General features: G+C 63.1%; 25 protein-coding genes and 1 tRNA gene. 14 read left to right on the forward strand and 12 right to left on the reverse strand.

Annotated elements, in window-relative coordinates:
• Window positions 1-54: 54 nt before the first annotated feature.
• Window positions 55-1,179, forward strand: coding sequence for an AI-2E family transporter (locus Q0L62_RS06180; protein WP_296677912.1), 1,125 nt, complete (start codon window positions 55-57; stop codon window positions 1,177-1,179).
• On the opposite strand, the gene Q0L62_RS06185 is transcribed toward Q0L62_RS06180, so the two are convergent.
• On the reverse strand, window positions 1,176-2,429 hold the full coding sequence (locus Q0L62_RS06185) for a cation:dicarboxylase symporter family transporter (protein WP_296677914.1): 1,254 nt from the start codon (window positions 2,427-2,429) through the stop codon (window positions 1,176-1,178). The genes Q0L62_RS06180 and Q0L62_RS06185 overlap by 4 nt on opposite strands.
• A gap of 99 nt (window positions 2,430-2,528) precedes the next feature.
• Between Q0L62_RS06185 and glmM the strand changes: the two genes are divergently transcribed.
• The 3 genes from glmM to thiD are packed head-to-tail and all read left to right on the forward strand — an operon-like array spanning window position 2,529 to window position 4,842.
• Entirely contained in the window at window positions 2,529-3,869 is a 1,341-nt protein-coding gene (gene glmM / locus Q0L62_RS06190) for a phosphoglucosamine mutase (RefSeq protein WP_296677917.1), read from the forward strand.
• A complete protein-coding gene (locus Q0L62_RS06195) occupies window positions 3,866-4,093 on the forward strand; it encodes a DUF1272 domain-containing protein (RefSeq protein ID WP_296677920.1) in 228 nt (75 codons plus the stop codon). Before glmM ends, Q0L62_RS06195 begins: the two co-directional genes overlap by 4 nt.
• Window positions 4,093-4,842 (forward strand): bifunctional hydroxymethylpyrimidine kinase/phosphomethylpyrimidine kinase, encoded by a 750-nt coding sequence (gene thiD / locus Q0L62_RS06200; protein WP_296677922.1) that lies wholly within the window; start codon window positions 4,093-4,095, stop codon window positions 4,840-4,842. Before Q0L62_RS06195 ends, thiD begins: the two co-directional genes overlap by 1 nt.
• A gap of 9 nt (window positions 4,843-4,851) precedes the next feature.
• On the opposite strand, the gene Q0L62_RS06205 is transcribed toward thiD, so the two are convergent.
• From Q0L62_RS06205 to Q0L62_RS14435, 4 genes are all read right to left on the reverse strand, one after another.
• Window positions 4,852-5,736 carry a TIGR00730 family Rossman fold protein gene (locus Q0L62_RS06205; protein ID WP_296677924.1) on the reverse strand — a complete coding sequence of 295 codons (885 nt, stop codon included), beginning with the start codon at window positions 5,734-5,736 and terminating at the stop codon, window positions 4,852-4,854.
• A gap of 31 nt (window positions 5,737-5,767) precedes the next feature.
• A complete protein-coding gene (locus tag Q0L62_RS06210) occupies window positions 5,768-6,520 on the reverse strand; it encodes a DNA-binding domain-containing protein (RefSeq protein ID WP_296677927.1) in 753 nt (250 codons plus the stop codon).
• Complete coding sequence (locus tag Q0L62_RS06215; RefSeq protein WP_296677930.1) at window positions 6,517-7,356, reverse strand: DUF692 domain-containing protein; 840 nt, start codon at window positions 7,354-7,356, stop codon at window positions 6,517-6,519. Before Q0L62_RS06215 ends, Q0L62_RS06210 begins: the two co-directional genes overlap by 4 nt.
• Before the next feature lie 88 nt (window positions 7,357-7,444).
• Window positions 7,445-7,897, reverse strand: coding sequence for a hypothetical protein (locus Q0L62_RS14435; RefSeq protein WP_367183262.1), 453 nt, complete (start codon window positions 7,895-7,897; stop codon window positions 7,445-7,447).
• Between the two features lie 19 nt (window positions 7,898-7,916).
• Here Q0L62_RS14435 and Q0L62_RS06225 point away from each other — a divergent pair, with 19 nt between their 5' ends.
• Genes Q0L62_RS06225 through Q0L62_RS06240 form a run of 4 tightly spaced genes read left to right on the forward strand, consistent with a single transcriptional unit; the run spans window position 7,917 to window position 9,832 of the window.
• Window positions 7,917-8,192, forward strand: a complete 276-nt coding sequence (locus tag Q0L62_RS06225) for a DUF2282 domain-containing protein (RefSeq protein WP_296677933.1) — start codon at window positions 7,917-7,919, stop codon at window positions 8,190-8,192.
• A 17-nt stretch (window positions 8,193-8,209) separates the two neighbouring features.
• Window positions 8,210-8,659 (forward strand): DoxX family protein, encoded by a 450-nt coding sequence (locus Q0L62_RS06230; protein ID WP_296677936.1) that lies wholly within the window; start codon window positions 8,210-8,212, stop codon window positions 8,657-8,659.
• Window positions 8,656-9,183, forward strand: a complete 528-nt coding sequence (locus Q0L62_RS06235) for a sigma-70 family RNA polymerase sigma factor (protein WP_296677938.1) — start codon at window positions 8,656-8,658, stop codon at window positions 9,181-9,183. Before Q0L62_RS06230 ends, Q0L62_RS06235 begins: the two co-directional genes overlap by 4 nt.
• 4 nt (window positions 9,184-9,187) lie before the next feature.
• A complete protein-coding gene (locus Q0L62_RS06240) occupies window positions 9,188-9,832 on the forward strand; it encodes an NrsF family protein (RefSeq protein WP_296677940.1) in 645 nt (214 codons plus the stop codon).
• A gap of 16 nt (window positions 9,833-9,848) precedes the next feature.
• On the opposite strand, the gene Q0L62_RS06245 is transcribed toward Q0L62_RS06240, so the two are convergent.
• Window positions 9,849-9,922: transfer RNA gene (locus Q0L62_RS06245), tRNA-Gln, on the reverse strand.
• A 327-nt stretch (window positions 9,923-10,249) separates the two neighbouring features.
• Between Q0L62_RS06245 and Q0L62_RS06250 the strand changes: the two genes are divergently transcribed.
• Both Q0L62_RS06250 and Q0L62_RS06255 read left to right on the forward strand, forming a co-directional pair.
• Window positions 10,250-11,293 (forward strand): Ppx/GppA phosphatase family protein, encoded by a 1,044-nt coding sequence (locus Q0L62_RS06250; protein WP_296678081.1) that lies wholly within the window; start codon window positions 10,250-10,252, stop codon window positions 11,291-11,293.
• Window positions 11,290-11,964 (forward strand): RlmE family RNA methyltransferase, encoded by a 675-nt coding sequence (locus tag Q0L62_RS06255; protein ID WP_296677943.1) that lies wholly within the window; start codon window positions 11,290-11,292, stop codon window positions 11,962-11,964. The genes Q0L62_RS06250 and Q0L62_RS06255 overlap by 4 nt, the downstream gene beginning before the upstream one ends.
• On the opposite strand, the gene Q0L62_RS06260 is transcribed toward Q0L62_RS06255, so the two are convergent.
• Window positions 11,961-13,319, reverse strand: coding sequence for an MFS transporter (locus tag Q0L62_RS06260; RefSeq protein WP_296677945.1), 1,359 nt, complete (start codon window positions 13,317-13,319; stop codon window positions 11,961-11,963). The two genes, Q0L62_RS06255 and Q0L62_RS06260, sit on opposite strands and share 4 nt — an antisense overlap.
• 208 nt (window positions 13,320-13,527) lie before the next feature.
• Between Q0L62_RS06260 and Q0L62_RS06265 the strand changes: the two genes are divergently transcribed.
• Window positions 13,528-14,760 carry an aminotransferase class V-fold PLP-dependent enzyme gene (locus Q0L62_RS06265; RefSeq protein WP_296677947.1) on the forward strand — a complete coding sequence of 411 codons (1,233 nt, stop codon included), beginning with the start codon at window positions 13,528-13,530 and terminating at the stop codon, window positions 14,758-14,760.
• Window positions 14,761-14,848: 88 nt separating this feature from the next.
• Here the strand turns inward: Q0L62_RS06265 and Q0L62_RS06270 are convergent, their stop codons facing one another.
• Complete coding sequence (locus Q0L62_RS06270) at window positions 14,849-15,721, reverse strand: c-type cytochrome (protein WP_296677950.1); 873 nt, start codon at window positions 15,719-15,721, stop codon at window positions 14,849-14,851.
• A gap of 145 nt (window positions 15,722-15,866) precedes the next feature.
• On the opposite strand from Q0L62_RS06270, the gene Q0L62_RS06275 reads away from it, so the two are divergent.
• On the forward strand, window positions 15,867-17,393 hold the full coding sequence (locus Q0L62_RS06275) for an acyl-CoA carboxylase subunit beta (RefSeq protein ID WP_296677952.1): 1,527 nt from the start codon (window positions 15,867-15,869) through the stop codon (window positions 17,391-17,393).
• On the opposite strand, the gene Q0L62_RS06280 is transcribed toward Q0L62_RS06275, so the two are convergent.
• Entirely contained in the window at window positions 17,390-18,643 is a 1,254-nt protein-coding gene (locus tag Q0L62_RS06280; protein WP_296677955.1) for a multidrug effflux MFS transporter, read from the reverse strand. The genes Q0L62_RS06275 and Q0L62_RS06280 overlap by 4 nt on opposite strands.
• A 51-nt stretch (window positions 18,644-18,694) precedes the next feature.
• Here Q0L62_RS06280 and dinB point away from each other — a divergent pair, with 51 nt between their 5' ends.
• Window positions 18,695-19,825 (forward strand): DNA polymerase IV, encoded by a 1,131-nt coding sequence (gene dinB, locus Q0L62_RS06285; RefSeq protein ID WP_296677958.1) that lies wholly within the window; start codon window positions 18,695-18,697, stop codon window positions 19,823-19,825.
• Here the strand turns inward: dinB and Q0L62_RS06290 are convergent.
• The 3 genes from Q0L62_RS06290 to Q0L62_RS06300 form a co-directional block, all read right to left on the reverse strand.
• Entirely contained in the window at window positions 19,779-20,279 is a 501-nt protein-coding gene (locus Q0L62_RS06290) for an NUDIX domain-containing protein (protein WP_296677960.1), read from the reverse strand. The genes dinB and Q0L62_RS06290 overlap by 47 nt on opposite strands.
• On the reverse strand, window positions 20,267-20,887 hold the full coding sequence (locus tag Q0L62_RS06295) for a 6-phosphogluconolactonase (protein ID WP_296677963.1): 621 nt from the start codon (window positions 20,885-20,887) through the stop codon (window positions 20,267-20,269). Before Q0L62_RS06295 ends, Q0L62_RS06290 begins: the two co-directional genes overlap by 13 nt.
• A 68-nt stretch (window positions 20,888-20,955) precedes the next feature.
• Window positions 20,956-21,513, reverse strand: a complete 558-nt coding sequence (locus Q0L62_RS06300) for a hypothetical protein (RefSeq protein ID WP_296677964.1) — start codon at window positions 21,511-21,513, stop codon at window positions 20,956-20,958.
• Window positions 21,514-21,694: 181 nt separating this feature from the next.
• Between Q0L62_RS06300 and Q0L62_RS06305 the strand changes: the two genes are divergently transcribed.
• Entirely contained in the window at window positions 21,695-22,618 is a 924-nt protein-coding gene (locus Q0L62_RS06305) for a transglutaminase-like cysteine peptidase (RefSeq protein WP_296677967.1), read from the forward strand.
• Window positions 22,619-22,654: the final 36 nt, after the last annotated feature.

Raw genomic sequence — 22,654 nt, forward strand, 5'->3', positions numbered from 1 at the left:
CGCTGTCCTGCGTTAGGCAGGATATGCAATCGGGGAAGGCGCTGGCGGCTCGTCATGGATAGTAACAACACCAACACTGCGGCGGATCTGCCCTCGGACCATGGGGTGCCGCGGCTGCTGTCGGCGATCGTCCTGTTATTGGGGATCGGAGTGCTGCTGGCGCTTCCGTTTGTGCTGTCGATCGGATCGGTGGTCTTCCTGCCACTTACTGCCGCCCTCATCCTGTCGATTCTGGTTTCGCCGCTGGCCGATCAGCTTGCGCGCCTCGGGATTCCCAACCCGCTTGCCTCGTTCCTGTCTCTGGTCGCGGCGCTGGGGCTGTTCGGCATCTTGCTGTCAGCGATCATGCAGCCCATGCTCGATACATTCGATCAGCTGCCGTCGATGACTCAGAAGGTTGCCCAGCGGGTTTCGCAACTGCGCGGCAATCTGGGCTGGATCAACGATATAAACAACACGCTGGACCGCCTGGCTGGCCACAACAAGGCCCGCGAAGTCGTCTTGGCCGGCCCCAACGTGGTCGAACAGTTCGTCTTCGCCACCCCCGCGGTCGTGATCGAAACGCTGGTCACTGTTCTGATGAGCTTTTTCATGATCGAATCGCGCGTGCGCATGCGCGAAAGGTTGTTGCAGGACCGCAGTCACGGATCGACCAAGCTCAAGGCCGCCCGGGTGCTGCGCGAAGTGCAGGATCTGGTGGCTTCCTACATGGCGACCGTCGGTCTCATTAATCTGGGCGTCGGCGTGATCGTAACGATAGGGGCGGCGCTGCTTGGGCTGAAGGCACCGCTGATGTGGGGCGGGCTTGCCGCGATGCTAAACTTCCTGCCCTATCTGGGACCGCTGGTGATGATGGCGCTGCTTGCCTTGTTCGGACTTGGCAGCGCGCCAAACGTGTTTGAAGGTCTGCTGCCCCCGGCACTGTATCTTGGCCTCCACGCGATTGAGGCCAACTTTGTGACGCCAGCCGTACTGGGCCGCCGCTTTACGCTCAACCCCGTGATGATCCTGGCAGCAATCAGCGTGTTTTACTGGATCTGGGGTGTGGTTGGCGCACTGCTGGCCATGCCGATCCTGCTGGTTTTGACCGCGCTGTTCCACCACGTCGGGCGGCCCAACCTGATCGGTTTCGTATTTGGCGAGCCCCTTTTTCCTGAAAGCGAGCCTGAACCGGCCTAGTCGGCTTGATGCCGCCGATCGACAGCCGTGGTGACGGCCACATCGCCGGTGACATTGCCCAGTGTACGCATGATGTCGGGCAGTACCTCCACCGCGACAAGCAGCGCCAACGGACCCACGGGCACGCCCATGGCCAAAGCAATCGGACCGACGGAAACGACGAAGCTTAGCGTTCCGGGCAGCGACACCGAACTGAGCGAGACAAGGAACGCAACAAGGACGCCCGCTGCCAGTGCAATCGCAGTCAGCGGCGTGTTGGTGAGGTAGGCGCAGTAGATTGCAACCCCCATGTTCATTGCCGGACTGGTCGCACGAAAGATTGCCACGGCCAGCGGCAGGACGAAATCGGCGGTTGATTCGCGTACGCCGAGCCGCCGGGTTGCGCTGAGCATGGCCGGCAAACTGGCGAGCGAGGACTGGGTCGAAATGGCAACGGCGTAAACCGGCATCAGCGCCCGGGCCAGCGCCGCAGGCGCTTGCTTGCCGGCGATGACTGCGAAGACTAGCGCGCCCAGCAGGACCACCGTGCCCGCCGCGACCACGATCAGGATGTAGTGTGCCAGCGCCCCGATGGCATCGGCTCCGCTGGCACCCGCCAGTGTCACGGCAAGGCCAAAGACCCCGATCGGGGCCAGCATAAGCACCCAGCCGACGACCACCATCATTGCGGCCGCCAAGCCTTCGAACAGCAGGCCCATCTGGCGGCGCGGCTCTGGTGCGACGCGGGTCGCGGCAACGGCCAGAACCGAAACGAACAGGACGATTGGCAGCATTGCCCCGTTGCTGGCCGCAGCAAAGATGTTATCGGGCATCATTGCCATCAGGATTTCGGAAAAGCTGGGTACCTTCCCTGCCTCGGCTGCACCCCCGCTGAGCGCGGCAGCCGCCCGCGCCGGGATCGGAAAAGCGGTCAGCAGGGCTGGAACCAGCAATGCCGAGATCAAGCCGGAAGCCAGCAGGATGGCGCAGAATGTGGTCACGGCACGCCGGGCCAGCGCGCCGCCGCCGGCTGCTTCGAGGGTCTGGGTGATCCCGGTGTAGACCAGACCGATGACCAGGGGGAGAATGGTGATCTGGAGCGCACGCAGCCACAGCGCACCAGCCGGTGTCGCAAACCTGAGCAGCCCTTCAAGTATCGGCGTTCCGGCCAAAGCCACGCCGACTGCAAAGCCCAGCACCAGCCCGGCAAACGTCAGCCCTGCCGGCACCTTGATTTCGGGGAACGTGGCGGCTTGGGTTCTCTCGTTCATTAAGGCTTGCTCCGGCGAATAGGGCACACTCGCCGCGTGACATTAACGGCGCGGCGCGACATAGCAATTTTTCGGCGCAGCGATGCTATGGGCAGGGGCATGGGACGCAATTATTTTGGTACCGACGGAATTCGCGGACTAACCAATGCAGGGGTGATGACCGCCGCCGTGGCGATGAAGGTTGGCCAGGCGGCAGGCACCCGCTTTCTGCGCGGCAGCCACCGTCACCGGGTGGTGATTGGCAAGGACACGCGCCTGTCGGGCTACATGATCGAGAATGCGCTTGTTGCCGGGTTCACCAGTGTGGGAATGGACGTGGTCTTGACCGGGCCGTTGCCAACCCCTGCTATTGCCATGCTGACCCGCGAACTGCGCGCCGATGTTGGCGTCATGATATCGGCCAGCCACAATCCATACCAGGACAACGGCATAAAGCTGTTCGGTCCCGATGGCTTCAAGCTGTCCGACGCGGACGAGCTGGCGATCGAGGCCATGCTTGGCCAGGAACTTGCGCTGGCGCCCGCCACCGATATCGGCCGCGCCCGCCGGATTGAGGATGCGCGCGGACGCTATATTCATGCCGTCAAGGGATCGCTCCCCGATGACGTGCGTCTTGATGGGCTTAAAATTGTGGTCGATTGCGCCCACGGTGCCGCTTATCAGGTTGCGCCTTCGGCAATGTGGGAACTGGGGGCCGAGGTGATCGCCGTCGGGGTTCAACCCAACGGCACCAACATCAACGCCAAGTGCGGTTCGACCCACCTTGAATTGATCAAGGAAACAGTCGTGGCCAGCGGCGCCGACATTGGCATCGCGCTGGACGGCGATGCCGACCGGCTGATTGTGGTCGATGAAAAAGGCCAGACTGTCGATGGCGATCAAATAATGGCGCTGATCGGCACGCAGCTGGCCGCGCGCGGCGATTTGCGCGGCGGCGGTGTGGTCGCAACGGTCATGTCCAACCTGGGCCTCGAACGCTATCTTGCCGGGCATGGCCTGACGCTCGAACGCGCCAGAGTGGGTGACCGCTATGTCCTGGAAATGATGAAGGCCGGCGGCTTCAACGTGGGCGGAGAACAGTCGGGCCACATGATCCTGCTCGATCACGGCACGACAGGCGATGGGACCGTGGCTGCGCTACAGGTGCTGGCCGCGCTGGTTCAATCAGGCAAAAAGGCAAGCGATCTGCTTCACCTGTTCGATCCGGTGCCGCAGCTGCTGAAAAACGTACGCTTTGGCGGCGGTAAGCCGCTTGACGATGCACGCGTGAAAAGCGTGATTGCGGATGCCGAAACGCAGCTTGCGGGCAAGGGGCGCCTGGTCATCCGCCCGTCTGGCACCGAACCGGTAATCCGGGTCATGGCAGAAGGTGACGATGCCGCCCAGGTCGAAAAGGTGGTCGATGCGATCTGCGCCGCAGTGCAGGATGTCGCGGCATGAGCCTGGACATGCGCCCCGACTGCGAACGCTGCGGCACCGATCTTCCCGCAGACCTGCCTGGTGCGTTCATCTGCAGCTTCGAATGCACGTTCTGCACTGCCTGCGCCGACGCCATCGACGAACGTTGCCCGAATTGCGGCGGCGAATTGCTGGATCGCCCGACCCGCGCCAAACATCTCCACGCCAAGCATCCGCCATCGGCCGAGCGGAAGTTCAAGGGGTAATGCCCCCGCCGCGCATCCTTTCGATCGCCGGATCCGACTGTTCGGGCGGGGCCGGGATCCAGGCAGATATCAAGACGATCACCATGCTGGGCGGTTATGCGATGACCGCGATCACCGCGATCACCGCGCAAAATACTCTGGGGGTGACAGCCGTTGAAGTGATCGGCCCTGATCTGGTGCGCGCGCAGATCGATGCGTGCCTGTCCGATATCGGAGCGGATGCCGTGAAGATCGGGATGCTTGGATCGGCCGGGATTGCCGGCTGCGTCGCCGAAGTACTGGAACATGCCGGGCTGCCGATCGTGTTCGATCCTGTGATGGTTGCCAGCAGCGGGGCGGCGCTGGCCGATGCGGACACAATCAGCGCTTTCGAACGGTTGATGCAGCTTGCCGCGCTGACCACACCTAATGTGGCCGAATTAGCAGCATTGGGCGGGCATGACGGCATGGCGGCGCGTAGAGTGGCCTATCTTGCCAAGGGCGGCGATGGAACCGGCGAGCGGGTGGAAGACGTGCTGTGTCTGCCCGGCGAACCGCCGCATGTCATGGCTGGCACCCGCATCCACACCTCCCATACCCACGGCACCGGGTGTACCTTGTCCAGTGCAATTGCCACCTATCTGGGCAAAGGTCTGCCACTGCCCGAGGCGGTCGACCGGGCGCGCCTGTTCGTCCGTTCCGCGTTGCGCGCTGCGCCCGGCTTTGGGGCGGGCAGCGGCCCGCTTGGCCATGCCGACGCGCGGGGTTAGCGCCATTTTTCAGTTCTGGGCTGCGATATCGTAAAAGTCGCAGATCACTTGCCAGCCTTGGTCAGCTGTTTCGACACGGTGAAACAGCTTGATGTCATCGGCATTGATCACGCCTTCTTCAACCAGGGCATCGAAGTTGACCACCTTGTCCCAGAAATCTCGGCCGTAAAGCAGGATCGGGATCGGTTTCATCTTGCCGGTCTGGATCAGGGTCAACAGCTCGAAAAACTCGTCGAAGGTGCCGAATCCACCGGGGAATACCGCTACCGCCTTGGCCCGCAACAAAAAGTGCATCTTGCGCAGCGCGAAATAGTGGAACTGGAATGCCAGGTGCGGGGTGACATAGGTGTTAGGTGCCTGTTCGTGCGGCAACACGATGTTGAGGCCGATGGTTTCTGCCCCCGCCTCGACCGCGCCGCGGTTGGCCGCTTCCATGATTGATGGCCCGCCGCCAGAACACACTACGAACTGGCGCATGTCCTTTTCCACGATCGCCGCAGCAGAAGCGATCCGGGCCAGTTCCTTGGCCACGTCATAGTATTTTGACTTGGCCACCAGCCGTTCGATCACCGCCTTGCGTTCCGGCGTGGTGGCGACCTTCAGCGCTTCGGGTGCTGCTTCGGGCGATGGTATCCGGGCAGAACCGTAACAGACCAGCGTCGATCCGATTTTCGCTTCGTCCAGCAGCATTTCGCACTTCAGCAATTCCAGCTGAAAGCGCACCGGGCGCAGTTCTTCGCGCAGCAGGAAATCGGTATCGCGGAAAGCCAGCCGATAGGCCGGATCGCAGGTTTGCGGGGTTGAATGGCTGTGCGATTCGACGAAGCTGGCTTCCTGCTCCGCCTTGTAGAAACGGCGTCGATGGAGCCGTTTGTCCGTGGGTTCATTGCTCATGAAACCCTGATTGCCGGATTGGTGCGCCGTGTCAAAGCAAGGCTGTAGCCGGCTGGTCTGAAGCCAATGCGAAATCCGCAAACAGCCCATGCACGAGCCATAAGGCCAACCAGCTGCCCAATTCTGCGCTGTCCGGCCTGCTGGCTAGCTCGCCCAGCGTCCCGCCTGCGCTGATCAGGTTAAGCGCAGCGTATTCCCCCGCACAGATTACGCGCAATTGGGGGACCAGTCCCCGGCGCCAGACTATGATGTGGTTTTCCTCGGGTTCACCAAGCACCGGCTCTGCCGCCCCGGTGTCGGCCAGCGCGGTCCACAGCGCAGGGGCACCCGTTCCCAATCGGCGCAGCGCAAACCCGGCAGCGGGCACGAACTGCAGCCGGTCCCAATCGCTGCCTTCAAGGCCGGCCGAAGCCAGCCGTGCCGCGTCCAGCGTAGCGCTGTCGCGCGCGGCGAAGGCGCGCTGCATGTGCCATTCGATCCATGCCAGTTCGGCTACTTCGCAATCCCCGGCAAACAACGTCTCAAGCGCAGCGGAAAAGTCTGCGCCGTATTCGTCCAGTGTCCAGCTGGAAGGCGGCCGGGTCAGGATGTAGTGACACGCCGCCGCGGCAAAAGCCGCGTCTCCGGTCCAGCGGCGGGTCCGCTCGAAGCTGCTTTCCAGCGCGCCCAGCAAGCGGGTGCGGTAAGCATCGCGATACACCGCCATGCCAAGCGATACAGCCGGCGCGTCATCGTCGGCGCTGACTGCGTCCAGAAAAGTCTTCTGAAGCGCGGCAAGGCTCATGCTGCAAGCCCTTTGATCCCGGCATGGGAGCGCGCAATTGAAAGCTCGGCCAGCAAGTCTTCCAGCTGCGGGATCGCATCATCGCGCTCAATCATGGTCGCGCAGGGGCCAAACCGTGCCGTTGCGGCTTGATACAGCGCCCAGACTTTCGGACAAACCGGCGCATCGTGCGTGTCGATCAAAAGCCCTTGTGGGCCGCTGCTGTGCCCGGCCAGGTGTATCTGGCGTACCCGGTCTGCCGGAATGCCATCGAGGAAAGCCAGCGCATCGAAGCCGTGATTGACGCTGCTGACGTAGACGTTGTTGACGTCCAGCAGCAGATAGCATCCGGTCTCTTGCGTCAATGCGGCCAGGAATTGCCACTCGCTCATCGTGTTTTGCGCAAAACTGACATAGCTTGAAGGATTTTCAATCAGCAGCGGGCGTTCGAGCACGTCCTGGGCGTGGGTAACGTTGGCAATGCAAACGTCGAGCGCCTCGTCGTCATAAGGCAGCGGCAGAAGATCATGGCTGCCGCGTCCGCCTGCTCCGGTCCAGCACAGATGGTCCGACAGCCACAGCGGCTTGACGCGGTGGGCCAGCATTTTGAGCTCGGCCAGATAGTTGCTATCGAGCCCGGCTGAAGAACCGAGCGACATCGCCACACCGTGCATCGCGGTGGGATACCGTTCGGTCACCGCGTCAAGCGTGCGCAGCGGCTGGCCGCCGCAAGCCATAAAGTTTTCCGAAATGATCTCTACAAAATCGACCGGCTGATCGGCTTCCAGGAAGCGAGCATGATGTTCCTTGCGCAGGCCCAGGCCGAAGCCGGCAAAGCGGCCGATGCTTTTGTTCATGAAACAAGCCTTGAAAGCGGGAAATGTGGCCCGGCCGGGCGGAGGGGGGAGATACCCGGCCGGGCCTGTGCGACCCTTTCGGGGGGCCTTATCCGATATCGCCGATAGTGCCGCCGCGCTGCAGGCATGCGCCCGCTGCCATGGCCTTGAAGCCGTGACCCTTGCAGCTGTTCATGCCCTTGCAATCATGGGCGGTGGTCTTGCAATCGGCTGTGCCCTTGCAGCTGTTGACGCCGTAGCAATGTACCATATCGTTTGCGCCAACCGCTGCGCCAGTGCTTTCGGCGGGCGGCGTAGCGGCATGTGCCAGCGCCGACAGCGCGAACATTGCAGCGGCTGAGGCGAAGGTAGTTCCGGTCTTGAGAGTGGACATGGGTGCTCTCCAGCATTTGGGGTTGTGCGCCGACTTGGCATTGGCTGGTTCGCGCGATCCCCACGGCCGGTTACGCCGATCAAAAAAGATCGCGCTCAGGCCAATGGCTGTAACCAGTGCTGGCCCGCCAGCGAACCGGACGGTAAGGGTCACCACGGCGGTGGCCATGCCCGAACGGGAGATCCCTATGACCGCATTTACGACAGGTTCCGCGTTGGCAGCGATCGCCATGGCCGCGGTTTCGGCCGCCGCTCTGGCCCAGCCTGCCACCAGGCCGCCAGCGGAAAAATGCTATGGCGTAGCCAAGGCCGGCAAGAATGATTGCAAGGCCGGCCCCGGCACCAGTTGCGCCGGCAGTTCGACACGCGATTATCAGGGTAATGCCTGGAAATTGGTCAAGGCCGGCACCTGTCTGTCGATCAAAACGCCGGTCGGGCATGGCACCCTCGAACCGCAGCCGTGAAACCTGTAGGCGCCCTGATGACGCACTATGACCGAATGACGCATTGGTTGACGGGACGCGTACCTGACAGCCTGATGCTGCTGTTCGTGCGGATTGTGCTGGGCGGTATATTCTGGCGTTCAGGCCAAACCAAGGTCGAGGAAGGTACCTGGTTTACTCTCACCGATAATGCTCGAGAGCTGTTCCGCAGCGAATATGCCGGGGTCCCGCTGCCACCAGATCTGGCGGCGATGATGGCCAATTCAGCCGAACACATTCTGCCGGCGTCGTTGCTGGTCGGCCTGTTCACCCGTGCCTCTGCGCTGGGACTGGCGATCATGACGCTGGTCATTCAAGTGTTCGTCTATCCCGATGCGTGGTGGTCCGAACATGCGCTGTGGATCGGCCTCGCCCTGATCCTGATCCTGCGCGGCGGCGGCGCGCTGTCACTGGATGCTCTTCTGACTTGGCAGCGCAGCCGCGGATGATCGCCGATGAAGCCACCCTGACCCGCCTGACGGGGCTTGCCCAGCGCGGCGACCGGCAAGCCTACGCCGCCATGCTCAGCGCAAGCCGCAGCTGGTTGCTGCGCTATTTCCGGCGCAAGGTTCCTCCCGACCAGATCGAGGATCTGGTGCAGGACACCTTGCTATCAGTGCACCGCAAACTGGCCAGTTACGATCCAGAGCGACCGGTCATTCCGTGGCTGGCCGCGATTGCCCGGTACCGCTTCGTTGATCATCTGCGCCAGGTCTATCGTCACGCTGCAGCTGCAGTCGACGACGGGATCAACATCGCCACCGATGACGAACCGGCACTGTCTGCCCGGCTCAGCCTGGACCGGCTGTTCGAAGCGCTGCCCGGCGCCCAATGCCAGGCAATCGAACTGGTCAAGATCGAAGGGTTGTCGATTGCCGAAGCTTCAGCCTCGACCGGGCAAAGCGAAAGCCTGATAAAAGTAAATATCCACCGCGGCCTGAAACGGCTGGCGGCGCTGATTGAAAGAGCCTGAAACGATGTCCGATCATCCCGACACCCTGATTGCCGCGCTGGTCGATGATCTGCGCCCGGCCGCACCGCTTTATCAAAGCCGGGGCATGGCTTATGCCGTGCTGGCTCTGCTGGCCGGCGCCGCGCTCGTTACCGGCATTTTGGGGATGCGCCCCGATTTTGCAGCAGGACGCCCTGCCGCCTTGCCCGTCATTGCGGCCGGGATTTTCCTCGTGCTGGCACTGTCTTCGGCCTCCGCAGCAATTGCCATGGCGAGGCCAGCCGTGGGTGCGCGGCGCGATGGCTGGGGCTGGACGGCGTTGATGGCGGCTGTTTTGCCCGCCGGCGCGCTGTTTCTGGCCGTACAGGACGGGATGAGCGGTCTGGTTCAGGCATTCGCCCCGGCCGGCCTCTACTGCTTGGCACTGGGCAGCGCAGCAAGTGTGCTTTCGGCAGCGGCGCTGATCATATGGCTGCGCCGCGGTGCCCCTTCCTCGCCGCCGCGCGCGGGATTGCTGGTCGGCGTGGCAGCCGGATCGGCGGGCGTGTTTGCCACCTCGCTATGGTGCCAGCACGACGGCCTGCCCCACATCGGCATTTGGCATGGGCTTACCGTCATTGTCGGCGGCATAGCCGGACGCACGCTGCTGCCGCGCCTGCTGGCCTGGTAGGTCAAAGCGGAAAGATTGGATGCCCGACGAGGATTCGAACCTCGATTGACGGAGTCAGAGTCCGTAGTCTTACCATTAGACGATCGGGCAACAGGCCGGTGCCTCTAGAAGGGCGCGGGACCGAGGTCAAGCCTGCGCGAGCGGGCACATTTGCACGCAGCGCTTGCCCCCTTCCGCCGCCGCCGCTACCATCATCGCCAGGTACCCGCCGCATTCGGTGGGAAAACGATAAAGAGTGCACGTATCATGGCGGAGAACAATCCGCCGGCCATGCGCGAGGAGAACCACAGCGGCCCCGACGACGAACCCGATGGACGCGGTGACGCGATCGGTAAGGCGCCAGCCGACAGTTCTTCTTACCGCCCGGACGGCCTGAACAACAATCCCTTGGTACGCCCCGTTGCGCAGTGGGGCGCAATGCCCTTTCATCGCCAGGCCTTTGCCGCGATTGATCTTGGCACCAACAATTGCCGGCTGCTGATCGCCCGGCCGCAAGGCGACAACTTCGTCGTGATCGATGCTTTCAGCCGGGTCGTCCGGTTGGGCGAAGGGCTGGCGCAAGCGGGTCGGTTGAGCGACGAGGCCATGGACCGGGCGTTGGGAGCGCTGAGCATCTGCGCTGACAAGTTGCGCCGCCGCAATGTCTACCTTGCCCGCTCGGTCGCAACCGAGGCCTGCCGCCGCGCCGCCAATGGCGAGAGATTTATCGAAAGGGTCCAGCGTGAGACGGGCATCATGCTCGACATAATCAGCGCCAAGGAAGAAGCGCGGCTGGCAGTGCTTGGCTGCCATCTCCTGCTGGAACAGGGCGAAGGGCCAGCGATGATCTTCGACATCGGCGGCGGATCGACAGAAATGGTGCTGGTGGAGAGCGTACGCGGCGAAGTGCCGCGTATTCACGACTGGCAATCGGTGCCGTGGGGCGTTGTCTCGCTTACTGAAACCTGCGGGGACGAGCCCGATGACGATGCCGGACGCGCTGCCCGCTATGCCCGGATGCGCCAACTGGTGCGCGACAGTCTTGCGCCGTTCACGGTGCGGGTCTGGGACCGGCTTGAGAACGAACGCAAACGTGCCGTGCCGCTGCGTCTTCTGGGCACCAGCGGCACCGTCACCACCCTCGCCAGCGTCCATCTGGAATTGCCGCAGTACGATCGCCGCGCGGTCGATGGGCTGATCGTTCCGGCCGAATCGATGCGCGGGATCGCCGCGCGGCTTTCAGGGATGAGCCCGGAAGTGCGCCGCACCCAGGCCTGCATCGGGCGCGAACGCTCTGATCTGGTGGTGGCTGGCTGCGCGATCCTGGAAACAATCCTTGATATCTGGCCCGCCGACCGGTTGGGCGTGGCCGATCGCGGCATCCGCGAAGGGATCCTGCGCAGCCTGATGGCAGCCGGCGGGGCTGCGGAGAAAAGCCGTGCCGCGCTGCGCAAGGCGCGCCGCGAAGGGGGCCTGGCATGAGCCGTTCGGGCAAGGACCCCGGCGTAAGGGTCAAGACCGCCAAGAAGCGCACCCAGAGTTCGACCAAGTGGCTGCAACGCCAGTTAAACGATCCCTATGTCAAGGCGGCCAAGGCGCAGGGCTGGCGCAGCCGCGCGGCGTTCAAGCTGATCGAGCTTGACGACAAGTTCGGCCTGGTAAAACAGGCGCGCCGGGTGGTCGATCTGGGCATTGCCCCGGGCGGGTGGAGTCAGGTGGTGCGCCAGCGCAGCCCCCAGGCACGAGTCGTCGGAATTGATCTGTTGCCCACCGATCCGATCGAAGGCGTAGAGATTTTCCAAATGGACTTTATGGCCGACGATGCCCCCGCCGCGCTGACCGGCGCATTGGACGGCGCGCCCGATCTGGTCATATCGGACATGGCCGCCAACACGGTGGGCCACAAGCAGACCGATCACCTGCGCACCATGGGCCTGGTCGAAACAGCCGCGCATTTCGCCATCGAAACGCTGATGCCGGGCGGAGCTTTCGTGGCCAAGGTGCTGGCCGGTGGGACTGATGCCGATCTGCTGGCCCTGCTCAAGCAGCATTTTACCAGCGTCAAGCACGCCAAGCCGCCTGCCAGCCGCAAGGACAGTTCGGAATGGTATGTGATCGCCCAGGGTTTCAAGGGCGCGAACGGCGGCGGTTAGTCCATTTTGGGAGCAATGCCGCCCGCGTCGGGCAAATCATGCACGAGTTCAGCTTCGCCCTGACTGCCAACCGGGAAGCGGACCATGAACGCCAGTACGGCCACTACGGTCCAGCCAAGCGCGCCGCTGTAGTAAAGCCATTCCGGAAGGCCATTTCCCGCAGTCATCGCTGCGAGCGAGGCGCCGATTGGTCTGCCAAAATTACCCAACGCCATGTAGATCGTGAACTGAGTGGCCGCAACGCGCGGCGAACACAGCCGCATACAGATCGGAATGACGGCTATATTGTAAAGCAGACCGATCAAATCGGCGGAAATCTGCAGCGACACCAGTAGCCACGTTTCCCCCCAGAGTGGTTTGGCAAGGCCCATGATAAACAGCACCGCAGCGCCAAGCGAAGCTGCAGCAACCAGGCCGGCGCGTGTCCCAATCCGGTCAATCAGCGCGCCGCCGATCAGCAAGCCCGCCACGCCGCTGATCATTTGCGATGTCGACACCAGGCTGGTGTATTCGCTGATCTGCCAGCCCGCCATGCGCGTGAACAGTGCAGGATGGAATGCTTCGAAGCCGCCCGAGGGGACCGAACGCAGCAGCAGGATTGGCACAATGGCAAGCGTCAGGGGCACCAGCAGGGATTTGCCAGTCGACTTTAGCAGCGGCCGCCACGCATCGACCTGGATGCCGACATTGCGCGGATGGCTGGAACCGGCAGTCCACGGCAGCCGCCGTTCACCCGGCCGCTCGCGGATAGCCACGCCGTACAACGCGACAAGCAAGGGAAACCCCGCAAGCACTCCCAGTGCTACCGTTATCCCGGCATGCTGGAACAGGTAACCGCCCAGACTTGTGGCTGTGGCCATACCCAGCAGCTGGGCACCGAACATGATTCCGGCGGCCTTGGCCCGTTCATCATCGGGCATGATGTCGACCGCCAGGCTATCGATCCCCACGTCCTGAAAAGTGATGGCGCTGTTGGCGCCAAAAGCGAGCGCGGACAGCAGGAAAACGTTACTGGCCGCTGGGGCAACGAGTGCGCCAGCTAACAAGACAAGGACAGCAACCGACTGCGCGCCGATGATCCATGCCCGCCGGCGGCCCATGGGCAGGAATGTGTAGCGATCGATCAGGAAACCGTTGATCAGCTTGATCGTCCACGGCATCGAAGCCGCCGAAACCACGGATGCCACCTGGGCGGTGCTGGCGCCATTGGCACTCATCCAGGCCGGCACGGCATAGAAGAACAAGCCGACTGGAAAACCCTGGGTGAAATAGAACAGGATCAGCGTCAGCAGCCGCAGCGGCTTGCTGGTGCTGAGGATCAGGTTGCCGGATCGGGATGCAAGCGTTGCTGCCATGATTGTGCCCCACACAAACGCGTGAAAAATTGGCGACGCCTGAGCTATGGTTCTATCGCGGCAGGGCGTTTCCGCGCCGCCAAACGCTTGTTACCGGTGCCTAGTGTCCAATCCGGAAATCACAAAGCCCTAAGTTTTGGACTATGCCCCGTCGACAGCGCGACTGTGATGGGTCACCATCATCCCTTCGCTGGCGAAAGGCACATGAATGGAAATCGATCGCAGATCGCTGATGGGGGCAGCGGCCCTGCCATTTGCCGCCAGCGCGCTGGGCGCCCGGGCGAAGGCCGGCGATTGGTCTGCCATCGCCAGCGAATATGCCGTGACCCGCGAAGTAATCCAGCTGGAGCACGGCAACTGGGGGATGATGCCGCGCCCGGTTCTCCGCGCCTATCGCGCGATGGTTGAACGGGTGAACCGCGACACAAGCTACTACGCGCGCCGCACGATGATCGGCGATCTCGAAGGAGTTCGGGCCAAATTGGCCATGGCCATGGGCGTTGGCAGCGATGAAATCGTCCTGACACGAAACGCCACCGAAGCGATGAAGGCGCTGATCCTCCAGTACAACCGTCTGAAGCCTGGCGATGCGGTGCTTTATGCTGATCTTGATTACGACAGCATGCAGACCAGCATGGAATCGCTCGCTGCGCGGCGCAGTGTCCGCGTGATCAGGATCCCGCTACCAGAACCCGCAACGCGGCGAGGGTTGATCGATGCTTATGAGGCAGCGTTCAAGTCCAATCCGGCGATCCGACTGGTTCTGCTGACCCATGTCAGCCACCGCACCGGACTGGTCCTGCCGATCGCCGCGATCACCGCGATTGCCCGGCGCTACGGCGCCGATGCGGTGGTCGATGCCGCGCACAGCGTTGGCCAGATCGATTTTCGCCTGCCCGATCTTGGCGCCGATTTTGTCGGCTTCAACCTCCACAAGTGGATTGGTGCACCCTTGGGGGTCGGAGCGCTGTATATCCGCCGTGAGCGGATTGGCGCAATCGATCCCGACCCGGCAGAGCGTCCGGACAGCGCAGGCATTACCGCACGGGTGCACACCGGCACGCCCGACTATGCGGCGCAGCTGACGCTTCCCGCGGCCTTGGACTTTCAGGCAGCGATCGGCGCGGACTTGCGCCAGTCCCGGTTGAAGGTGCTGCGCGATCGCTGGGTTCGTCCACTTCGCGGACTGCCGCAAGTGCAAATCCTGACCCCGGATGATCCCGATCTTTATGGCGCAATCACTTCGTTCAGGATGACAGGCCGAACTTCGCACGCGGAAAATGTTGCGCTGGCCAAAAGGCTTCTGGACGATCACGGCATCTTTTGCGTGCACCGCGACGGGCTCGCATCAGGCTCTTGTGTGCGAATCACTCCGGCACTGTCGACATCGACCGGCGATCTGGACCGGCTGGTGGGTGCAGTGCGCGCGATCGCTGGATAGGCCATCATCCGCGCGCTTCGGCAAGCCGCCATGAAAAAGGGCGGCGCTTTGCAGCGCCGCCCGTTGTCCGTTTCGATGAAGTCCGGCTTTACTTGGCGGTCTTCAGGTACGCGATCACGTTGGCGCGTTCCTGAGCATCGGCGATTCCCGCAAAGCTCATCTTCGTACCTGGCGCATAGGCCTTGGGATTGGTCAGCCACGCATCAAGGCTGGCGTCATCCCACTTTCCGCCTTTGGACTTGAGTGCATCCGAAAAAGCAAAGCCGCCACGGCCTTCAGCGACAGAATCGCCGGCGATTCCAGCCAGATTCGGGCCAATGCCATTGGCGCCGCCCGGTGTAATGGTGTGGCATGACTTGCACTTGGCAAAGCTCTTTTCGCCGGCAGCAGCATCGCCGACCACGGCAACCGCGGCAGCCGCACCTTCTGCGCCTGCAGCCGGCGCGGCGGGCAGCGGCAGGTTGGAACCCTGCGTGTTAAGCCATGCCATCAGGTTGGCGCGTTCAGCTGCATCGGGCAGGCCAGCAAAACTCATCTTGGTGCCCGGCGCAAAAGCCTTGGGATTTGTCAGCCAGGCGTTGAGTGTGGTGAAATCCCACTTGCCGCCCTTCCCCTTGAGCGCATCGGAGAAGGCAAACCCGCCGCGGCCCGCTGCAACCGCTTCGCCCAGCACACCATAAAGATTGGGCCCGATCCCGTTTGCGCCGCCCTGGTTGACCGTGTGGCAGCTGGCGCATTTTTTGAAGGTCGCTTCGCCCTTGGCCATATCAGCGCTGGCGAGCAGCGTTTCAATTGCTACGGCCGGCTTGCCGCCGTCACCGCCTTCAGCCGCTTCTTCCTTAGGTGCGTGGACCTTATCGGCGCCGAAATAGCCGCTCGACACCGCGGACAGTCCCAGCGCGACGATGCCTGAAAACAGCACCCAGCCGGCGGTGGTATTGAAATTATCAGACTCAGCCATGGAACAGCCCCGTTGGGAAACCCTGCATTTGCGCGCCGCTCTAATGTCGGCACGGGCCGAGTGCAAGGGGCATTGCGGCCAGAGACGGCGGGGGTTAGCCAGAGCACGGACTATTCCCCGAATTCCCGGTCGCCGAGGAGCGCAGATGAGCTGGAAGCCCGAAGTTGAAGAGCTGCGCCGCCGACGCAAACTGGCCGAGCAAATGGGAGGGGCCGACAAAGTTGCCCGCCAGCACGGCCGCGGGAAATTGGACGCACGGGCCCGTATCAAGGGCCTGGTAGATCCCGGCAGCTTCCGCGAAATCGGCAAGATCGCGGGCAAAGGCCGCTATGATGCGAACGGCGAATTGCAGGATCTGGCGCCGTCCAACCTTATTTTCGGCCGCGCCAATATCGAGGGCCGTCCCGTAGTGGCCAGCGCCGATGATTTCACCGTCCGCGGCGGAGCGGCAGATGCCGCGATCAAACGCAAGTTCGAACAGTGTGAAGCGATGGCCAACAACCTGAAGATTCCACTTATCAGGATGATCGATGGAACCGGCGGCGGCGGTTCGGTCAAGACCCTGGAAACGATCGGGGCGACTTATGTGCCGGCGGTTCCCGGCTGGGGCGATGTGGTCAAGAATCTTGATACCGTGCCAGTTGTAGCGCTGTCGCTGGGGCCAACCGCAGGGCTTGGCGCAGCCCGCGTGGTGGCCAGTCATTACTCGCTGATGGTCAAAGGCCTCAGCCAGCTTTTTGCCGCAGGGCCTGCCGTGGTCGAGGCGATTGGCGAGGCGAGCGACAAGGAAAGCCTTGGCGGGAGCGATATCCACACCCGCAACGGCGTGGTCGACGAGGAGGTAGGCAGCGAGAACGAAGCGTTCCAGCGTGCCCGCCGCTTCCTGTCCTACCTTCCCAGCCATGTCGGACAGGCAGCGCCGCGCATAGTGGCCAGCGATCCGGTTGACCGCCGTGAACAGGCGCTTATCGACCTGGTGCCGCGCGCAGCAAAACAGGTTTATTCAATGCGCCGCCTGCTCGACATGGTCTTCGACCGGGAAAGCGTGTTTGAAATGGGTAAGCTGTGGGGCCGCGCGGCGATCACCGCCTTTGCCCGGCTAAATGGATGGCCAGTCGCAGTGCTGGCCAGCGATCCCAGCTTTCTGGGCGGATCATGGGAAGCGCGGACCAGCGAGAAGGTCGAACGCTTCATAAAACTTGCCGATCAGTTTCGCCTGCCGGTGGTCCACCTGGTCGACAATCCGGGCTTCATGATCGGTCGCGAGGCCGAAATGGCCGGCACGATCCGCTACGGCGTCCAGGCAATGAATGCGGTTTACAAAGCCACGGTACCGCTGGCCTGCGTCGTGATCCGCCGCGCCTATGGCATTGCTGGCAGCGCAATGAGTAATGCCGAGACCTTCCAGTACCGCTTTGCCTGGCCATCGGGCGATTGGGGCAGTCTGCCTATCGAGGGCGGGATCGAGGTTGCCTACAAGGCGGAAATCGAAGCTGCGCTGGACCCGGCGGCACATCTTGCCGGGATTCGCGACCGCCTCAATCGTGTGCGCAGCCCGTTCCGCACCGCTGAAATCTTTGGGATCGAGGACATCATCGACCCGCGCGATACCCGGCCGCTGCTGTGCGAGTTTGCGGACCTTGCGTGGCGATCGCTGGGCGAAAAACCCTAGGCCGGGCGCTCGGCACCAGGGGCATAAAGCCGGCGAAACAGTTTGCCGCGCTCACTGTAAAGCACCATTCCCAAGGCCAGCAATCCGCCGGTCAAGAGTGCCAGCGACAGGTTGCGCGCCGATCCGTCATAGGACTGGCCAATTGCAATGCCGAGCAACGAAGACAGGGCCGAACGCACGAACATCTGCGCCGATGCGGCTGCACCTGCCGTCCGCCCGAACGGCTGTAATGCTATAGAGGTGAAGTTCGCGCCCATGAAGGCGATCAGGCACATCTGCGAGCCCATCAGGCCAACAAAATCCCACAGCCCCTCGGTCCCGCTGAATGCCCGCCAGACTTGCAGTATGGCGACGCCGATATAGGCGAACAGCGCCGCCTGTGATACGCGCCGCGCGCCGAACCGCTCCACGATCCGCGAGTTGGCCAGGTTGGCTACGGCCATCCCGCCCGCCATACCCGCAAAGATCAATGGAAACGCTTGTCCACCGCCAAACCGCTCGGCGATCAATTGCTGCGAACTGTTGAGGAACCCAAACAGACCGGCCCACAGCACGCCTCCGCCAATGACATAGCCAATTGCGCTGCGCTCAAGCAGCGCCCCGCTCATGTTGCCGGTAATTGTGCGCAAATGGATGGCCTGCCGATTGGCGGGATCTAAGGATTCGGGCAGCCGCAGCCATACCCACAGCATGACCAGCAGCGCCATCGCCGCGGTAATCCCGAATATCCATCTCCATCCGGCAAACAGCAGCACGGCCTGACCAAATGAGGGCGCGATCATCGGTATGGCGAGGAACACCAGCGCAATTGTTGACAGAATACGCGCCATGCGATCACCTGAATAGCGGTCGCGCACGATCGCACTGGGAAGCACGGTCAACCCGGCGCTGAGGAAACCCTGAGTCAACCTAGCACCCAGCATGACGGTGAAATCGGGAGCAAAGGTGCATACCAGCGCAAGTACGCAATACAGTATAAGACAGCCGAACAGGACAGGCCGCCGGCCAAACCGGTCCGCCAGCGCACCCGGAAATAACGAACCAAGCGATGTCCCGATCAGATAGGTACCAATAACCAGTTGCCGCTGGTTAGGATCGCCCGCGCCCAGATCGCCGGCAATATTCGGCAGGGCCGGAAGCATAGAATCAATCGACAGGGCTTGCATCGCCATCAGCGTCGCCATCATCACAACCAGTTCGCGCTCGCCGATAGTGCGTTGCCGGGCAGGAGGGGGTATGGCGGCGTTCATCGCGTCCCCTTGGCCTTTCTTGGCGGGGCAGGCCAGCCTATTGTTGACACTATGAGCGATTCCGCCAGCCCCGACGATGACGGTGATGATCCGGCGCAGGGTCTGCGCAAGATCATCCACGTCGACATGGACGCGTTCTACGCCAGCGTAGAACAGCGCGATGATCTGGCACTGCGCGGCAAGCCGGTCGCGGTTGGCGGGGACGGCCCGCGCGGCGTTCTGACCACCTGTTCCTATGAGGCTCGAAAGTTCGGCTGCCGCTCGGCCATGCCTTCGGCCACGGCCAAACGATTATGCCCCGGTCTGATCTTTCGACGCCCGCGCTTTGACGTTTACACCGGCGTGTCGCGCCAGGTACGGGCGATCTTCTTCGACTATACGCCGCTGGTCGAACCGCTCAGCCTGGATGAGGCATTCCTTGACGTAACCGAGGATCTGCGCGGTATCGGGTCTGCCACCCGCATCGCCGAACTGATCCGCAAGCGCATCAGGGAAGAAACCGGGCTGACCGCCAGCGCAGGGGTGAGCTACAACAAGTTCCTGGCGAAACTGGCGAGTGACCAGAACAAGCCCGATGGTCTGTGCCTGATCCGACCAGGAGAAGGGGCGCAATTTGTGGCTGCCATGCCGGTGCGGCGATTCTTCGGTATCGGCCCGCGCGGCGCGGAAAAGATGGCGGCGCTGGGGATCGAAACCGGCGCAGACCTGGCCGCGCACGACATCGATTTCCTGCGTCGCCATTTCGGCAGTCAGGCCGATTACCTTTATCGCGCGGCGCGGGGAATCGACCTGCGCCGGGTCAAGGCTAACCGCGCGCGCAAGTCGCTGGGTGCGGAACGGACCTTCGACAAGGACATTTCCTCGGGCTCGGCGCTGCGTGAGGTGCTGGAACGGATCATCGCGATCACCTGGGAACGGATTGCCAAAGCGCAGGCTCAGGGCCGGACGGTAACTCTGAAGCTTAAACACGCCGACTTCACCGCGCTGACGCGCGCACGGTCGCTGGCTCGCCCTGTTGCGACACGGGACGAGTTTGCGGCGATCGGCCACGCGTTGCTAGATGAAGTCCTGCCACTGGCCCAGCCGGTGCGGCTCATGGGTCTGACGCTCTCGCAACTCGACGGAGAAGAGGAAGCTATTCCTCAACCGGCTCGAAAGACAGGACAGCTTCCGCTTTTTTAACCCAGCCGGGCAGACCCAAAGCTACGGTCGGCGACACATCGACGGGAAGGCTTTCAAGCGCGAAGAACCGGACCTCCACGATCTCTCGGCCGTCCGCGCGCAGCAGTCCATCGGCCATGCCGCAGATCAGATGGACGCGGTTAGTGGTGCCGGACAGCGGCTCTTCGATGGTCGCGATATGCAGGGGCTGCAGCAGACCGCACCCAACCTCCTCACCCAGTTCGCGCAAAGCCGCCGCCACCGGGTCCTCACCGCGAGCCAGTCCGCCGCCGGGCAGCATCCAGCGGCCGCTGCCATAGGAATGGCGGACCAGCAGGACGCGGCCCGCGCCGTCAAGGGCAAGCACCCGGCATCCGGTCAACAACGGCTTGCGCAGGCGCCACCACACCCGGCGCATGCGATGAGCAGCAATCAGGCCGCCGCGGTGCAGCGGCGCCGGGATCAGGCGAAACATGTCACTGGCTGACGCGCCGCACCCAGAAAGCGGGCCACCGGAAAGTCGTTTTCGCCCGCCAGCGCCGCGTCAAAAATCACGCGTTTGTCTTCGCCGCGGATCACGAACACCACTGCATCGCTATTTAACAAGGCCGGGATCGTCAGGCTGAGACGCGCAAAGGGCGCCTCGGGCGGCAAAGGATCGGGCACCAGGCGGCGCACAGTTACGGGATCATCAAGCCGGGGATCAGTGTTGGGAAACAGTGACGCGATGTGCCCATCGCTGCCCATGCCCAGCCACGTCAGCGCGAAGTGCGGCGGCTCTGCACCTTCAGCCAGCGCGACAACGGTAGCCCCAAGTGGTTCCAGTGCGGCACGGATCCGGCCGACATTGCTGGCCGGGTGATCTTCGGGCACAGTGCGGTCATCACCCGGCCAGACCACGATCCGGTCCCACTGCAGCTCGTTCGGATCAAGCCGGGCGAGGATCGGGAAAGGGGTCGCCCCCCCCGGAATCGTCATCACAACCGGCCCCCTGGTTTGCGCAAGCGCTGCGCATAGGCGCGCCTCCAGCCAATCGGCCACTCGGGCATCATCAGCGCCGGGAATGATTGTGACATTATCCATCCTGTCGCAGTAGCATCGGCGGACCGTGCGGGGAACATCGCCGCAATGCTATGCGACGCTCGGGATGGTCAGATTGCGGACAAGACTCCCGCAGCCAGCGCCGCCGCGCCTGCCAGGATCGCAGCGCCCGTTACGCGCCGTACGCGGGTCAGGTCATGCGCGACCAGCCATTCTGCCGCCAGCCAGCCGGCAATTGCCAGTGCCATGGCTGCCGCCGCGCCGCCAAGCGCGGTTGGGATTGGCGCGAGTGTCGCCACGGCCAGCGCCATCACTACAAAGCGTGTCGCATCGGTCAGCTGCTGGGCCAGCATCACCACTACGAAAGCTCCCAGCGAATTGGTCGGTTCAAGCGGCTGACCGGCGCGGCGCAAGACCAGCATTTCCAATCCGGCCAGCCCCAGCGCCATTACCGCAAACAATTGCCGCGCCGGAGCAGGAATTGCCTGGGCGATCAGCAATGAGGCCCAGACCGCAACCGCGATGCTGGCCGCGCCGGTCAACACGGCAGCGATCAGCAAAGCCGGGCGCTGTCCCTGCCGCGCAGTCATTGCCGCCAAAGTCATCTGGTCGCGCGCGCCAAGGCCGACGATCACGACTGCCAGGAGGCTGAAAAGGAGTGCGGCCATCGCAGTCGTGGTTGCGCCCCACGAGCCGCGACCGTCAAGGCCGGCACGGACCCCGTCCCCGGCGCAATCCGAAATGCGCTGTTAACTACATGCCTACACGCAACCTTGAACAGGTCTGCGGCATCGCTGCGACATGATCCGCACCAGGACCCTTTGCTCTGCTTCTGCTGCAATCGCTGGCATGAGCCTGTTGGCGCAACCTGCGTCGGCGTCGCTGGGCGTGGCGACCCTGCCGATGGCTGTCGCTGCGTCGGCCTTTGCCGCAAGTCAGCCGTGCCCCGTTGGAATCGCGCCGGCCGCCGGCTTCGCCGAAGCACCAAGCGTTTCCCTGCAAAGCAAGTCCGCCGCGATCCTGGGCGGGGCTGTAAGCCAGCTTGATCTGATCCGCCAGCAGCAGGCCGCATCCTTGGCGCAGCCCAATGCCGCTCTGGCGATGAGCGGGATGCTGGAACCCGCCACCGGTCCGTCGTTCTCGCCGCTCGCCCGGCCCGCAAACTGCAATGCCCCTGGGTTTATTGCCGCGGTGCGCCCGGTTGTGCCAGCCCTGCAGCTGGGCACTGCTGCCGCCGCGCCGATCGTGCCGCTTTCACCCGACAACTTCCTTGCCAGCAAGCGCTTGCCAATCCGCCGCACCAGTTTCGACAAGGATTGGGCCCGGGTCAGCGCCAAGGGTTTTTCCGGATCGGCGGCCGCGCGGCTGGTTGCGGTAGACCACGGGGTGCCTGGCATGGCTGAATTGACCGCTGTCAACAGCTGGGCCAACGGGCGCATCCGTTATGTCGAGGATCGCGTACTTTACGGCAAGGCCGACTATTGGGCCACAGCCGGAGAAACAATTCGCCGCGGCGCAGGCGACTGCGAGGATATCGCGATCGCCAAGATGCAATTGCTGGCCGCACTGGGCGTTGCCCGCGGTGCCATGTACCTCACCATCGCGCGCGATACCGTGCGCGCTGCTGATCACGCGGTGCTGGTTGTCAAACTGGACGGCAAGGCCTGGCTACTCGACAATGCAACCGACCGTGTGCTCGATGCCAGCGCCAGCTACGATTATCGGCCAATTGTGTCATTTAGCGAAAACAAGCGCTGGATACACGGCTACTGACGCGCTAACCGCGCCAGCGGGGCGGAGCAGTCCAGG

The sequence above is a fragment of the Novosphingobium sp. genome (assembly GCF_024642085.1).
In the GTDB taxonomy this organism is placed as follows: Bacteria; Pseudomonadota; Alphaproteobacteria; order Sphingomonadales; family Sphingomonadaceae; genus Novosphingobium.